Source organism: Cupriavidus sp. Met-2 (assembly GCF_049843575.1).
GTDB classification, from domain to species: Bacteria; Pseudomonadota; Gammaproteobacteria; order Burkholderiales; family Burkholderiaceae; genus Cupriavidus; species Cupriavidus metallidurans.
Window position 1 is genome coordinate 82359 of the sequence record NZ_JBBHZL010000016.1, and the last position, 15066, is coordinate 97424.

The 15066-nt window shown below is 59.5% G+C and carries 13 protein-coding genes and 1 pseudogene; 9 read left to right on the top strand and 5 right to left on the bottom strand.

Annotation, left to right across the window (positions count from 1 at the left end):
- The first annotated feature begins 2 nt into the window (after positions 1–2).
- Genes pilO2 through pilV form a run of 7 tightly spaced genes read left to right on the top strand, consistent with a single transcriptional unit; the run spans position 3 to position 7575 of the window.
- Positions 3–1196 (top strand): type 4b pilus protein PilO2, encoded by a 1194-nt coding sequence (gene pilO2 / locus WD006_RS26595; protein WP_024569683.1) that lies wholly within the window; start codon positions 3–5, stop codon positions 1194–1196.
- Positions 1186–2772 (top strand): ATPase, T2SS/T4P/T4SS family, encoded by a 1587-nt coding sequence (locus tag WD006_RS26600; RefSeq protein WP_024569682.1) that lies wholly within the window; start codon positions 1186–1188, stop codon positions 2770–2772. Before pilO2 ends, WD006_RS26600 begins: the two co-directional genes overlap by 11 nt.
- Positions 2759–3928: a type II secretion system F family protein gene (locus tag WD006_RS26605; protein ID WP_024569681.1), complete on the top strand. Its 1170-nt coding sequence runs from the start codon at positions 2759–2761 to the stop codon at positions 3926–3928. The genes WD006_RS26600 and WD006_RS26605 overlap by 14 nt, the downstream gene beginning before the upstream one ends.
- Positions 3929–3979: 51 nt before the next feature.
- Positions 3980–4462 (top strand): type 4 pilus major pilin, encoded by a 483-nt coding sequence (locus WD006_RS26610; protein ID WP_024569680.1) that lies wholly within the window; start codon positions 3980–3982, stop codon positions 4460–4462.
- Positions 4463–4465: 3 nt separating this feature from the next.
- Positions 4466–5473: an ATPase, T2SS/T4P/T4SS family gene (locus WD006_RS26615; protein ID WP_024569679.1), complete on the top strand. Its 1008-nt coding sequence runs from the start codon at positions 4466–4468 to the stop codon at positions 5471–5473.
- A gap of 13 nt (positions 5474–5486) precedes the next feature.
- Positions 5487–5966: a type IV pilus biogenesis protein PilM gene (locus tag WD006_RS26620; protein ID WP_024569678.1), complete on the top strand. Its 480-nt coding sequence runs from the start codon at positions 5487–5489 to the stop codon at positions 5964–5966.
- Positions 5967–5985: 19 nt separating this feature from the next.
- Positions 5986–7575: a shufflon system plasmid conjugative transfer pilus tip adhesin PilV gene (gene pilV / locus WD006_RS26625; RefSeq protein ID WP_060784991.1), complete on the top strand. Its 1590-nt coding sequence runs from the start codon at positions 5986–5988 to the stop codon at positions 7573–7575.
- Between the two features lie 1071 nt (positions 7576–8646).
- Here the strand turns inward: pilV and WD006_RS26630 are convergent.
- The 3 genes from WD006_RS26630 to WD006_RS26640 form a co-directional block, all read right to left on the bottom strand.
- Positions 8647–9777, bottom strand: coding sequence for a tyrosine-type recombinase/integrase (locus tag WD006_RS26630; protein ID WP_024569891.1), 1131 nt, complete (start codon positions 9775–9777; stop codon positions 8647–8649).
- The gene (locus tag WD006_RS26635) at positions 9755–10018 is read right to left on the bottom strand and encodes a helix-turn-helix domain-containing protein (RefSeq protein WP_024569892.1); all 264 of its coding nucleotides are present in this window, start codon (positions 10016–10018) and stop codon (positions 9755–9757) included. The genes WD006_RS26630 and WD006_RS26635 overlap by 23 nt, the downstream gene beginning before the upstream one ends.
- A 126-nt stretch (positions 10019–10144) precedes the next feature.
- A complete protein-coding gene (locus WD006_RS26640; RefSeq protein WP_024569893.1) occupies positions 10145–10393 on the bottom strand; it encodes a helix-turn-helix domain-containing protein in 249 nt (82 codons plus the stop codon).
- A 126-nt stretch (positions 10394–10519) separates the two neighbouring features.
- Between WD006_RS26640 and WD006_RS26645 the strand changes: the two are divergent.
- A pseudogene (locus WD006_RS26645) lies at positions 10520–10891 on the top strand (toprim domain-containing protein); the annotation flags it as partial.
- 294 nt (positions 10892–11185) lie between these two features.
- Here the strand turns inward: WD006_RS26645 and istB are convergent.
- Both istB and istA read right to left on the bottom strand, forming a co-directional pair.
- A complete protein-coding gene (gene istB, locus WD006_RS26650; protein WP_017515458.1) occupies positions 11186–11938 on the bottom strand; it encodes an IS21-like element helper ATPase IstB in 753 nt (250 codons plus the stop codon).
- 21 nt (positions 11939–11959) lie between these two features.
- The gene (gene istA, locus WD006_RS26655) at positions 11960–13495 is read right to left on the bottom strand and encodes an IS21 family transposase (RefSeq protein ID WP_017515457.1); all 1536 of its coding nucleotides are present in this window, start codon (positions 13493–13495) and stop codon (positions 11960–11962) included.
- A 177-nt stretch (positions 13496–13672) separates the two neighbouring features.
- Between istA and WD006_RS26660 the strand changes: the two genes are divergently transcribed.
- Positions 13673–14971: a type IA DNA topoisomerase gene (locus tag WD006_RS26660; protein ID WP_160171252.1), complete on the top strand. Its 1299-nt coding sequence runs from the start codon at positions 13673–13675 to the stop codon at positions 14969–14971.
- Positions 14972–15066: the final 95 nt, after the last annotated feature.

The following is a 15066-nucleotide window of genomic DNA, read 5'->3' on the forward strand; positions in this document are numbered from 1 at the left end:
ACATGGCCGGCATTATTCAAATTGGCAAGCGTCGCTGGGTTGCCGGAATGACTTGGGCTTCGTATGAAGACAAGCCTAACAAGGCAGAGCTTCGTCAGGACGCTCAGCGCTTGAATTCCACGTGGGCAGCAGTGCGCATTGGCGATGACTGCATCCAGGGTGGCTTTTGCAGCGCCATCGAGGGCGAAAAGGTTTCGAAACTCTACAGCCTTGCCGCCATGCTTGCGGATTCGCGCAAGCAACCGTGGCTGGGCATTTTCAAGATTGAAGAAGGCCTATGGTGGTACGTCGCGGTACGCGATGGCCACGCGATCCTTCCTGATGGCGACGTACTGGGCGGCGAGGCGGAGACATACGCCGCACGCGAGCGCCACTCCGGTTTCACCGATTGGAACTATGTCGAAGGTGATCTCGAACTCCTTGAATCGCTTATCAAGGATGTTGAAGAGGGCCCTACGCGCATCAAGTCCATTGACGGCAACTGGCACCTCCCGAAGATTCTGGCTGGCGCAACCATTGGATTGGCAGCCGTTGCTGCAGGCGGTTGGTGGATGTATTACCAGCACGAGCAAGAAGCCGCCGCTAAGCAGCGCGCGGCCATGGCCCGCATGCGCGAGCAAATGGCCCAGGCCAAGGCCAATGAAAAGCCCGTCGCACCGTCACCGGCCATCACCATGCCGCTTCCGGCAGCCGTCCTGCGCGCCTGCGGCGATGCTGTGACCCTGCCAATCTCCCAGTATGGGTGGCTGATCGATAGCGTGAGCTGCACGGTGGACCAAGCAACCGTCGTATGGGCGCGCAAGGAGGGGGCCACGGTCGAATTCCGACCGGAGGGCGAACTGTCCGATAACGGCGAGAAGACGACTCAGAGGATCTCGCTAGGGTTAAATCGGCAGTCCAAGGACGATCGGATTGCGCTTGGCGACGCCGCAGATCGACTGCGTGCTTGGGCGCAGGCAGCAGGCTATACGCTCACACTCACACTCACAGTGCCCGCTAGCGACAAGGCTTCCGCAGCCTTACCCGGCGCGGATCCCGCCCCCGCCCTACCAGCGTCGCCCGAGATGAGCGTGAACATCAAGATCAGCATCTCCATTTTTGACCTTGATCTCCCCGACATCCCCGGTCTGCGCCTGACCGCTATCAACATGACCGCAACTGGCTGGGAGCTTATCGGAGCGCTCTATGGACGATAACATCACCGACGATTCCAATCCGCTTCCGTTGCCCGAGAGCTTTGTCGACAAAGTAGCCCTCGATAGCCTCAAGCGCATCGTCTACGTTGATCGCGGTTCCGCTGGCGACCCATTCCTCCTCACCTGGGTAGACCGCAATCGCTCTCGTGGCATCGCCTTCACTGTGAAGCCTGTCGAGTTGGACGAGATTGCTCGTCTTCGCAACACGGGTCTTCGCCAGGTCGAAGAGACGGATGCAGACATGAAGGTGCGGGCGGAAGCGATCGAGCTGCTCAAGACCGCAGCTCGCTATCGTGCGTCCGACATCCACTTCATGATGCGCGGATCGCATACCGAGATCCAGGTCGCCGTAAAGGGTGGCCTACGCGTACTCGCGCAGAAAACTCAGCAAGAAGGAGAGGCGCTCGTTCGAGCAATCTACCAGGGCGTGGCTCAGGTACGCGACGCCAGCTACAACGTCCTCGAATTCCAGAACGCGCAGATTCCCGGCGAGGCGCTTCCGCCAGAAACGGGGCTTACTTCGGTGCGTATTGTTCGCGGACCCTGCTACCCGCAGGCACAAGGCGGCGCATTCATGACGCTGCGCCTGCAGTACTCGACTGCTCACACCGAACACATTCAGCTCAAGGGCTTGGAACTCCCCCGCAAGCCTGAGGGCTCACTGCGACTCGGCGCGATGGGCTACACCCGCAGTAGCATCGAGAAGCTGAAACTTCTGATGGATGCTCCCAGCGGCATCGTCATCTTTACCGGCCCGACAGGCTCCGGCAAAACAACCAGCCTGTTCGAGGTGCTGCAAGAGCAAGCACGCCAAAAGCCCCAGAACCGCCTGGTGACAATCGAAGATCCGGTCGAATATCCGATGCCGTGGGGCGTTCAGATGGCCGTGACTAACGCAAAGAATGACACCGAGACCGGTGAGCAGTACAGCGACCGCGTTCGCGTCGCATTGCGTATGGCGCCGAAAATTGTTCTGCTCGGCGAACTGCGTGGGCCGGACGTCGCCGTCTCGGCAATCGAGGCCGCTGTAACTGGCCACCAGGTCCTCACCACCGTGCACGTAACGGACCCCTTCCTGTTCGTTGAGCGCCTGGAGATCATGGACAGCACTCGCCTCGCCCGAAAGGTTTTCTGCGACCACAAGATCGTTCGCGGCGTGATTGCCCAGCGTCTGTTGCCCCAACTCTGCCGACGCTGCAGCACTCCGCTGCACAAGGCTCCGAATGTACTATCCGACCGCCTCCTAAAAGCCCTGGAAACATGGGGCGAACTGAAGCTCGTGCGCGTCAAGGGACCAGGCTGCCAGCATTGCAACCATGACGGCACTACGACCCGCTTTGCAGTCGCCGAAGTCGTCGTGATGGACGGCAAAGTGATGAAGGATTTTGTCGAGCGCGGTAGCGAGGTCGCTCGTGACAACTACCGTGCTCGCCCTGACGCCGACCCGTCCATGCTTGAAGCTGCGATCCACTATGCCTTGTCGGGTGCCGTCGATCCGCGTTCGGTCGAACTGGAAGTGGATCTTATCGAAGCGAAGCCCACGAGCCACGCAGGAGGATTGAATGTCGCTCAATAAGGCCTCACTCGGCATGTCCACAACGAAGCAAATGAAGGCGGCTAAGCGGGTTCGCCTGAAGAAACCTCGCAGCTTCTGGGCCAAGGTTTCGCATTTCGGTGACGAACTCATGTTCGGTTGGTCGGTTCGCCAAGGTCTGTATCGCCATTTGTCCGCGCAGGTTGGTAACACCGTTCCCGTTGAAACTGCCCTTGACAACTACCGTCGTAGGCTGCAGCGCCGCAAACAAGTCACCGCTGACAAGATCGTCGGTGATATATCCCGCCGCATGCGGGATGGCTCCACCCTTGCGAAGGCGCTCTCGAACTGGATTCCGGCCGACGAGGTTAGCATCATCAGTAGCGGCGAGCTGTCTGGGAGTCTGGCCAAATCGCTCGATTTGCTAGTGGAATCCAAGCGCCGGATTGCGAATGTAATGAAGACGGTCAAGTCTTCTATGACTCGGCCGCTAATCTACAGCGTCGCCATCTACGCCTTCGTATGGGTGGTCGGCCGCTTCGTGATACCCGATCTGCAGTTCGCCCTTCCAGAAGAGCGCGCCAGAGGTCTTGTCGCCGGCATGTTCGTGACCGGCCGACTGGCCAATAGCTGGGTTGCGATCATCCCTCCGGTGATCGGGCAAGTGTTGCTCGGCTGGATCGCCTATTCGCTTCCTCGCTGGGAGGGTCGCCGGCGAGTCGCCTTCGAACGGTACTTCCCATACAACTTCTATCGCGACATTCACGGTTATGCCTGGTTGATGGGCTTCACTGCACTGTTGCGTGCCGGGATGCCAGACGTGACGATCCTGAAGAACCAGTTGGAGCACGCCTCGCCCTGGCTGCACGAGCGCCTTCACGCGCTATGGTGGCGTATGGACAACGGTTCCAGCCTTCCCGCAGCCCTGATGGCAGAGGGCACCGGTGGCATGCCGCCCTTTGGTTTCCCAAATCCCGACATCATCGACGACATCGACTCGATGGCTGGATTCTCCGACTTCCCCGAGCGGATTTCGAAAGTCGCCAGCATCTGGGCTGAAGATCTCGAAGAGAGCACGAGGGCTCGCGCCGCACGGTTTGGCTTTTGGGCCGAAATGGTGATGTACGGACTCATGGCGCTGCTCATGCTCGCTGTCAATGCTATGTCGGATCAACTGGCCAACGTGCCTGCCGCGTAGACCTCTTTTCCTTACCCAACCACAACCACCCTCAACTAGGAGCAATACATCATGAGTGAAATTCTCGGCGCCCTGTTCAAGACCCTCGCTGCCCTGATCGGCGTGGCAGCAGTCGCTCTTGTCCTTTATTCCTTCTTCGGTTCGTCAAAGACCGGTAACGCGATCAACGACCTGAACCAACTTCAGACCAACGCTCAGGCCCTGTACAGCACGCAATCTACTTTCACGTCGATTACCAACACAGTCGCGATCAACGGCGGCCTGGCTCCCACTCGCATGGTCAGTGCCGGCGCTCTCGTGAATCCGTGGTCTGGGGCAATCACCGTGAACGTCAATGCCGGCGATGCAACTCGCTTCGACGTTACCGAGGCCGGCGTGCCGAGTGACGCCTGCTCCAAGATGGCGACAAACACTCCGTCCATTGTCGGTCTGAAGATCAATGGCGCGGCGCAGGCTTTGCCCATCGATGCAGGCGCGGCCGTTAACGCCTGCAACGCGTCGCCCAACACCCTGATTTTCACCTTCAGTCATTAAACGATGAACTTGCAAGATCTGGAATTCTCCGATCTGTACGTGGCAGAGAATGCGCGGGAGTGCTGGTTTAAGCCGACTCCCGACTCTCTGAACGTCGTGCCTGTTCCTGAAGCCTGCGCAGAGGAAGTCATGGCATTGCGCAAGTTCCTCGCGGTTCAGGCGCAGAGCCGTGGCCCGTCATTTCGCGTGAATTGGCCCCCGAAAGGGGGCCCGCGAATGCGCGTGGGCAAGATGGATATCGCGACGGGCAACAGTCTCTTCGTCTGCCGTCGCTATCGGATGCCTCCTGGTGATCTCAGGACCCTTGGAGTGCCGCCGCACTTCGCCAAGAAGCTCTATGACACGACGCTGACAGAGGGTCTCGTGGTCTTCATGGGGAAGACCGGAAGCGGAAAGACGACCACCGCCGCGTCTCTCGTCCTGGAGCGCCTGCGCCAGCTTGGAGGTGTCTGCTGGACCGTCGAGAACCCCATCGAGATCCCTATGCAAGGTCAACACGGAAAGGGATGGTGCTATCAGACTGAAGTGTCATCGGACGACGACATCGGTCCGGCAATCCGCGACATGCTAAGGGCCAGCCCCAACATCATCTTTATTGGCGAACTGCGCGGTAGCAAGGCAGTGCGTGAGGCCATCACTGCCAGCATCAGTGGTCACCTTGTGGTAACGACGTTCCACGCAGGGGATCTGGTCAGCGGGCTCTCACGCCTTGCCATGCTCGCGAACAACGACAAGATTTCGGCTGCATTGGCCGACGCCCTCCGGGTTGCTGCTCACCTCTCTCTGCACATCGCTGAGCCGGGAAAAACGCCGCCACCGGCTGCGCTCCCCTTCACGCTCCCGGAGTCGAAGGGTACTGGCACTCCGCCACGCATCCTGTCGTTTGAACCACTGTGGATGGATAACGGGTTGCAAGAGAGCCTCCAGTCCATTGTGCGCGACGGTAACTTTCACATGCTCAACAGCGAGGTGGAGCGACAACGCCGCGCAGCAATGCGCAATTTGCCATAACGAGAGACACGTCATGCGATTCATCTTGCCCAGTTTGGTATTCGCGTTGCTAACCGGCCTTGTATCGGTTTATCGGTACCAAAGCACGACCACCACCCCGCAAACGCAAGAACTGCAGGCGAGCCAAGCAGGCCAAATGTTTATCGCCTATGCGAATGCCGTGGCGGCGTTCATGAACAACAACCCGTCATTCACGGGCTCGGTTTCGGCTGCGCAACTTGCCGCTCAGGGCACGCCCTTCACCGCGTCATTTCTTGCGATTGCGGGGAATGCCGTCACTGCTTTTGGCTCGTCTGGTCGAACCATCACAGCCTTCGCCTCGCTGCCGACCGGCGCGATTGGCACCATTGTCTCGATGACCTCGGGGGACGCGTCCTACGGTCTGTCCTCGGGTACCTTCTGGACCAGCGTGCTACCAGGCGCAATCGCCCAGCCTCTCGCAACCACTGTCCCCAACGGTAGCGTTGTCTCAGTTATTCAAATCGGTCTGTAACTAGGATTGGACAGATTCCATGAGTGAAGTCCTCGGTCTCCTCTTTGCCGTCATCCTTGGCTTGACGTTCATCCCTACTCTGTCTGGGTACACGCAAACCGCAAACGACAACACGCGAATCGCTACGGCGGCTCAGCAACAGAAGAAGCTGATCGACGCCAGCTCTGCCTACGTTCAGCAGTACAACACGAACATTCAGAGCATCGCGACCGCCACAACGCCGGCCGTCATTACCGTCCCGATGCTGCAGGCGGTAAATCTTTTGGATGGGTCGTTTAGCGCGACAAACGCCTTCGGTCAGACCTGGCAAACGCAGGTTCTACAGCCCAGTGCTGGAAACCTGCAGGCGGTTGTGATGAGCTATGGCGGAACGGCCATGAGCGACAAGATCGCCTCGAAGATCGCAGGCCTTGTCGGCGCTCAAGGTGGTTTCATTCCGAAGAATGACTCGGGCATCTATGCTGCGGGCACGGCCTATGGCTCCTTCGGCGGCTGGATAGCGTCTACTGCCAACTACGGATCGATCTCTGGCGGGCATCTAGCCGCGCTTCTGGCCTTCAATAATGGGCAGTTGACCAGCAACTACCTCTACCGGAATGCGGTACCGGGTCAGCCACAACTGAATCGGATGGGAACAGCCCTCGATATGGGGGGCAATAACCTCAACAATGCGGGCACTGTCACAACTGCTGGGCGCATTACAGCAGGCGAATATATCCAGTTTCAAGGCGTTGCGACGGTAGATACTGCTTGTCCACCGGGCTCATCTTCCGGGCTGACCGGAAAAGACAGCACTGGCTTGCTACTTTCTTGTCAATCCGGTGTTTGGAAACGCGCGGTCAAAGCGCCCAACATGTACCGGTATGTCTTCACGACCTCGCAGTCGTGGACTGTGCCGGCCGGCGTCACCAGTGCCTTCGTCACGATGGCCGGCGGCGGCGGTTCTGCCCTTGGCTGGCGATTTGGGAGTCAATATCAGACAGGGCACAGCGGTGGATTTGTGTTCTCGGCGCCTGTCAATCTTGTCGCGGGCGAAACGCTGAGTGTCGTTGTAGGCGCGGGTGGCATGGGCTTCTCGCCGGTCAATACGGGGGTGCCTGTGACAGCCTACCCCCAATATTCCGTTTGGGCACCGCCTGCCGGTGATGATGGACTTGGCGGGTATCCCGGAGGCGCTAGCAAACTGATTTCGCCAAGCGCGGGCGTTTTGCTTGAGTGTGACGGCGGGAGCGGAGCGACAACTTATGTAGTCGATTCCCTATCAGGCTCAGTATGGATTCCTGGCCCGCAAACCGGCGCATATGCATACGGAATTGGCACCATCCCCACGCCTAATCGCGTTGCGTCCGGGCCTTACACGCGGGCAAATGGGCCGGGTGCTTGCGGGACTTCCAACTATGGATTGGGCAACACCGGAGCGTCCTTTTATGCGGGAGCAACGACTTCTCTCCCGAGCGGCAACACGCCAGGGGCACTGACGCCGTTCGGGTATGGCTCCGGTGGCGGGATCAATGTCACAGGCTGTTATGTGAGTACGACGCAGATCGGCGTCTGCGTCAGTAATGCGTATGGCCGTGATGGCGTCGTGATGATCGACGTCCTCTACTGATATGGCCTTGTCAATTCCGGTGTCCAGAAATCGACTGACGAATTGCGGACGTTCACAGGCACAGCGATTGATGCTATTCGGACCTACCTGGCCTGCACGTATCCCGCTATGCGGAGGACTGCAACCACGTCAAGCATCGCAGTCGGCGTAAAGGCCGAGGGCACTTCAATACATGACGTCAATCATCACAACACCATCGCGGCCAGCTCCGTTCCAAACACACTTGCCGGTTTGGCTCGCAGTGATATAGCAACCAGAAACATTGACCTGTCCACCTGATCCGTATCCGAACGGTGTTAGCGCGCCCGGAAAAATGCCGCTCGCAAGGGGTGTATTGGGGTCCGCTGCATAGCCGAATGTTCCGGAGTTTCCCAGGCCATAGCCGCCAGTTCCACACGCACCCGGCCCGCTACCCATTGTGTAAGGTCCAGACGCCGGGCGCGCTGGAATACTCCCGATGAAGGGACTCCCAAATGCCCAAGCACTACCTTGTGGTCCTGGCACCGGCACGTTGCCTGTGTTGTAGGCGTTGACCATACCGGTAGTGGCGCCGCTTCCGCCATCGCACTCAAGCAACACGCCTTGACTTGGCGATATGAGCTGGGTTGCCCCACCGGGATAACCGGAGTAACCATCATCCCAACCGGGAGGGACATATATTCCGCCGCCGCTATCGACTGGCCCCCCACCCAATCCGCCCTTGCCAACCACGATCGACAGTGTTTCACCAGCTACCACATTTACCGGGGCAGAAAACACGAAGCCGCCTGAGTGACCTGTGATGTATTGGCTGGCGAAGCGCCAACCGAGGCCTGAGCCGCCGCCGCCCGCCATCGTGACTAGAGCGCTCGTGACGCCCTGCGGTACGGTCCACGACTGGGAAGTCGTGAAGACATACCGGTACATGTTGGGCGCTTTGACCGCGCGTTTCCAAACACCGGATTGACAAGGTGCTATGCCCAGAGGCGGTTGGATGGCTGTTCGGTGCCTTGCGCGAGCGGCCAATGCCGATGGCCGACCAATGCGCTACAGTCTGAGGGCGACCCTTGCTACTTCATCGAAAATATTGTGTTAAGCGTACGCTTCCGCGAGCGGATCGATCATGATGATCCGCTCCTCTTTCACAGATTCGAGGTACTGGTCGGGAGGGGGGAGCGGCTTTGCTTCACGCATGGAGGTCAGAATGCGCCTGAGGAGAGCGTCTTGCGCGCCTCGGATCGCGGCCTCGCGGGTGTCGCTGGCCGCCGCCAGATCGTCGAAATCGAGAAGGCGGACTCTCACATGTGTGCCGGCTTCCTCAATCTCTGCAGGGTACGGGATCAGCGTACTCATCACGGCCGCGCGACCCTTATGTTTGTGGCCTTCAAGCTTTCGCGCTAATTTTCCCGCCTTGAGATGCGTATAGCGCTTCAGCATTGACAGGCTCTTGTGCCCGCTGATCGCAGCAATCTCCATCATATCGAGTGTCCCCAACTCGAACAAACGTGACACCGCTTCGTGCCGCAAGTCGTGGAAATGCAGGTCCGAGATCCCGAGACGAATCAGCATGAAACGCCATGTACTTTTGATGCCGTTGCTCGTATACGAAAACACTTTTCCACGCTGCTGAACGCCCAAGCGAGTCAAGGCATCGCGGGCAGTGAGCGAGAGTGGGACATCGCGCCGCGTTCCGTTCTTTGTGTCAGGCAAGTGTGCGACGCGAGCTTTGAGATTGATATTTTCCCAACGCAAGTTCAGGATCTCGCCCTGGCGCATGGCCGTCTCCAGGGCCAGCACCACGATGCTGTACAACTCCTGGTTCTGATGGCTATGGCAATACCGCAGAATCTGCCGTTCCTCACGTGGCAGGAGCCGGCGCTCGCGGCCCGGAGGCGTTTTGGGCTTGCGGACATTCTTTACCGGGTTCCCGTCGCAGTAACCCCACTCAATGCGTGCGATATCAAAGAGGTTCGACAGTAGGGACAGCTCTAGGCGTACAGTTGCCGGCGAAAGAGGCTTCTTCGTGCGTGGGTTGGTCTCCGTGAGCCGCTGGTCTCGGTAGCTGGCGATGTCTACACTCGTAATCAGCCGAACAATCTTGTCACCTAGGACCGACCTGGTGATTTGCTCGATCCGGTATTTCTCCTGAGCGTAGCCCTTCTTCAGGATGGAAATTCGAGTGCGATATGTCTCGAAGGCTTCACGAAGCGTTACGTCGGTCATCGTTGCTCTCTACCAACCTCGCCTCCACTAGGGAAGAGAGGTACGCCAAGGGAATTTGCAAGGCGCGGGAGATGGCCAACATGGTCTCAAGCGATGGCGAGCGCTGCCCCAACTCCAGTAGGGAGATGTAGGTGCGATCAAGCCCCGATTCGAATGCGAGCTTTTCCTGGGAGAGCGACTGCCGCTTGCGCAGCTCGCGGAGAACCGCGCCGAAAGCCGCTGCGGTCTGATTTCTCGTCAAGAGGATTCCGGCCTTTTGTCAACCGGAAATTCTGATCTTTGCCGACTATTGTCGTCTTCCGACAGTTGTCGGAGTTCTGCTGTGCAGTTGGAGTATGGCGATGGCGCCGGTCTTTGTCGGTCCCTGCTAGCTCTTCGAGGCCTTCCGGAGTTCTTCGAGTGTCATCTTGATCAACTCCTCCTCCCCAACCCTCAAAGCTTTGGACAGGCTCGCAATTGTGTTCAGCGTTGGTGAGCGCTCGCCCCTCTCTAGCAACGAAATGTAGTTCCTAGTGAGATTGCACTCGAAGCTCAGAAATTCTTGTGTCCAGCCACGTTCCAGACGCAACTTCCGAAGAGCTTTGCCGAAGGCAGTATTAAGTTTTAGAGATTTCATGCCAGGCACCCATCCGGGTCCTGCATAATATGTTTAACTCGATACCTGGTCAGCCAACAATAGTTAGCACAACAGCACCAACCCGCACTTTTGCTGCAAAAGTGCATTTCCCTTGCTTATCCGCGCATGTCGACATCACTCCACACCGGCCCCGCCTTGCTAATTGTCGAATCACCGAACAAGACCAAGAAGATTGAGGAGATGTTCCCCGGTCGGTTCAAGGCCATGGCTACGTACGGGCACATCTGCGATTTGCCTGCCGACCCTCCCGTGGGCAGCATTGGCATCGACCGCAAATTGATGCAGGGAGAGTACGAACTCACCTCAGATTCCAACCGGCACATCGATGGCAAAAGGGCGGTCGCCAAGCTTCTCAAGTACCTTCGTGAGAACCCAGGTACTGAGGTCTACCTCGGCACTGACGAAGATCGTGAGGGTGAATCAATCGCAGCCTTCGTGATGAAGCATTTGAAGCTCAAGAACCCCAAGCGGATGCGATTCAATGCGATCACGCGGGAGAAGATCGAGAACGCCTTTCAGCGAGCCGACCACATCGACTGGCACGCCGTCTCATCTCGCGAAGCGCGCCGCCTCATTGACCGAATCATCGGCTATGTGGCCTCGCCGGTCCTAAGGGCCAAGATCAGCCAAAGGCGGGTGGCGTGCGTATTCCGCCGAACCTGGACACCCGCTCCGCCGCAAACTGGGCACCTGTTCCAACGCAAACTGGACACGCGTTCCAGGCCAAACTGGACACTACGGGCGCAGCGACGCGGGGTCGATGTTCGGTTTTTACTCCTGGTCAGTCTGCGCTGTCAAACGGGCGCGCATTTTTCGCATGGAATCACCTTTCAACGTGAGCTGATGCGCGTTATGGACGAGCCGGTCGAGGATCGCGTCGGCCAATGTGGCATCGCCGATGGCGGCGTGCCAGTGATCGATCGGCAATTGGCTGGTGACGATGGTCGAGCGGGCGCCGTGGCGGTCGTCGAGCACCTCCAGTAGATCGCGGCGGTGCACATCGTCGAGGACAGCCAGACCCCAGTCGTCGATCACCAAGGCGTCAATTCTGGCCAACTGCTTGAGCAATTTGGTGTAACGGCCGTCGGCTCGGCCGATGCTCAGTTCGTCGAGCAGGCGCGGCAAGCGCACGTAGTAGGCGCTGTAGCCCTGACGGCACGCTTGGTGGGCCAGCGCGCAAGCGAGCCAAGTCTTGCCCACGCCCGTCGGGCCGGTCAGCAGCACGTTCTGCTTCTCAGACAGCCACTGCCCGGCCAGCAGGCGCTGGAACAATGGCTTGTCCAGTCCTCGTGCGTGGCGGTAGTCGGTGTCTTCGGCAACCGTATTCGGCTTGAGCTTGGCGCGCACTAGGCGCAAAGCCAACTGCCGCCCATCACGCTCGGTTGCCTCACGGTCAACCAGCAGGCCGAGGCGCTCTTCGAAGCCGAGGTGATCAAGGTCCAGGCTGCCCTGATCGTGCAAGGCGCGCGCCATGCCGAACAGGCGCAGCTTGTTCAGCTTGTCGTAGGTGGGATGGTGCAGCATCATTTTCCTTTCGTTCGCGCTTCAGTGCAGGATGGAGTTCGATTGGTAGTAGTGGGCGCCGCGCAGGTTCTCGTGCTCCGGCAGGTCGAGCGTGCGTTGCGCGCCCGGCGGGGTCTGCAAGTCCAGGCTATTCTTGAGGATCGATTGCAGGCTCTTCCAACTCACGGCGTTGAGTTTGAGTGCATGCGCGCAGGCCGCTTCGAGGCGCGCGTTGCCGAACTCCTGTCCCAGCCGAAGCACACCCAGGCAACTGCGGAACGCCTGCTGCGGATGGCGCCGCTGGTGCAACAAGCGTTCGACCAGCGTGGTGCAGCGGGGGCCGATGGCAGTAGCCCGGCTGGTCAGTTTCTCCGCGCTCCAGCCTGCGACCTCGCGGTGGGTCCGCGGCATATGCATGTCAACCGTCGTGTGCCGGCCCTTGAAGGCGCAGTGGGCATGACTGGCCAGCCGCTGGCCGTGTCGGAAGATCTCGACCGTCGCTCCGGTGACGCGCACATCGACCTGCTCGCGTGCGTGTTGGTAAGGAACCGAGTAGTAGTGACCGTCGACCTCGACGTGGTAGTCAACGCCGACTCGGGCAAGCTTCCACTCGGCGTACTCATAGGGCTGTGCTGGCAAGGGGCGCAAGGCTGGTTGATCCATTTCGGCGAAGGCGCTGGCGCGGCTGCCGGGCAGCTTCTTGAACGGGCGTTGGTTCAGGGCGGTCAGCAGGGCACGCATCTCGCGGTTCAGTTCGCCAAGGCTGAAGAAGCGCTGATGGCGCAGGCGCGCCAGCACCCAGCGCGACATCACCAACACCGCATTCTCCACTTTCGATTTGTCCTTGGGGCGGCGTACGCGGGCCGGCAGCACAGCCACGCCGTAGTGGTTGGCAAGGTCCTGATAGGTCGGGTTAAGGTCCGGCTCGTAGCGCGACGCCTTGGTCACGCCGCTGCGCAGATTGTCCGGCACCCACAACTCGGTGCAACCGCCGAAGAAGTTCAGGGCACGCACATGGCTGGCGATCCAGTCGGGCAGTTGTTGGGACCAGGTCGCCTCGATGTAGGTGTAGTTCGACGCGCCCAGAACGGCAACGAAGATCTGGGCCTGCTTGATCTCGCCAGTAGCACCGTCCGTCACGGCCACCGTCTGGCCGGCGTAGTCGATGAACAGCTTCTCTCCCGGCGTGTGGGTCTGGCGCATCGACAGCGACAGCCGCTGGCGCCAGCGCCGGTAGTGGTCGCAGAAGGCGCTGTACTGGAAGCCGTCCTCCTGCCCGGCCTTGTACTCCTGCCACAGCAATTCCAGTGTCACGCCCTTGCCGCGCAGTTCGTTGTGGACGCGCAGCCAGTCCGGCGCTGGTCGCTGCACCGAAGACGGCTCGCTGGGCGGGAACAGCAGCCGTTCCAGGGACGGTTCGTCCAACTCCGACGGCAGCGGATAACTCAGGCCCGCCAACTTGGCACGTGCCAAGTAATCGGACACGGTGGTCGGCGAGACGCCAATGATGCGAGCGATTTCTCGCTTCGATCGGCTGTGGCCGAAATACAGCCGCAATACTTCTTGGATTTTACGCATGGATAACCTCTTGTTGGCCAACTGACACCCCGGAAAAATCTGCCAGAGTGCCACGGTTATCCCGCGTTGCTACGCCCTTCTTGGCCGCCTCAAACTGTCCAGTTTGAGGCGGAATCAGTGTCCAGTTTGCGCTGGAATGGCCGTCCAGATTGCCGTGGAATCAGTGTCCAGTTTGCCGTGGAATGGGTGTCCAGTTTGGCGCGGAAAACGCAGGTGGCGGCTGGCCGCGTGCAAACTGCCGTCGAAGCGCTCGTAGTAGAACGCGAGCGCAAGATCCGCAATCACCAGGCGCAGACCTACTACACAGTCCATCTCGATCTGGGCGGATGGCAAGTTGAATGGCAGTATCAAGCACCTAGCGCTCCCAGGAATGGGCCGAAGCCCAACAGCGAGTACGACGTTGACGACCCATCCCCGCGCTGCCTGGATGCCGAGCTGGCCAAGGCTGCAAGCAATCAACGCGCCCTCGCCGTTCAATCCTGTGAAGACTCCTTCGAGCTTCGCCTCCCTCCGTCGCCCTTCTATACCTTCAGCATGGTGCAAGCCGCGAACCGCATCTTTGACTGGGACGCTGAGAAGACCATGCAAGTCGCACAAAAGCTCTTCGAAGGCGACGGCTCTGGCCACGGCCACATCACCTACCACCGAACAGACAGTCCGAACATTGATCCAGTCGCCGCAGAAGAAATCCGCTCCCTATTGCGCTCGCAAGGGATGTCCGTGCCGGAGACGCCCAACCGATGGAAGGTGAAAAACAAGAACGCTCAGGAAGGCCATGAAGGCATCCGACCGTCGTACATCGACGTCGAGGAAGCTGGCGCAACCGAAGAACAACGCGCACTCTACAAGCTAATCCGTGAGAGAGCGCTCTACAGCCAATTGGCGCCGGCTCGATACGCGATCAGACGCGTCGTCCTCACAGACGCGAGGAACGTACACGGCTTCGCGGCTACGGCACGGATACTCTTGGAGCCGGGATGGCTGGCAAGCCCTGCAGCGAAATCTCCAGTCCTGCAGGACGATGAGGAAGCAAAGAAGGAGCCTGAAGCAGTGCGTCTGCCCAAACTCGCTCTAGGCGCTACAGTCAATGTCGAGCGCGCCGAGGTGCGCAGTCACCAAACCAAGGCACCGCCGCGCTATACGCTCAACACCCTGACGGCGAAGCTCGAAAAGCTCGGGATCGGCCGGCCCGCGACCCTTGCTACGATTCTCAAAGGGGTACAGACCAAGGGGTCAATCAAGGTTGGCAAGAATCGCGGGCTCGAAGCGACACCATTGGCTGAAGAGTGCTACGACTTCCTCTATCCGCGCTTCGGCTTTGCCCACATCGGCTACACAGCGGAACTTGAAGCTGCGTTGGACCAGATCGCGAAGGGTCTCCTCGACGGGCCGCGCCTGGTGCGTCACGTCTGGGATCGCCTCGATGCCGACTGCGCCGCGTTGGCCAACCCAGCGACCGAACTTCAACAGGCCTAGCGGGGAGCGTAAGGAGCACCGCCAATCCCCGCAGCAAGCGCACCGTGGTCGAATCACCACGGTCGCCAAAGTTCATACGGCCCCAACTTCCCCAC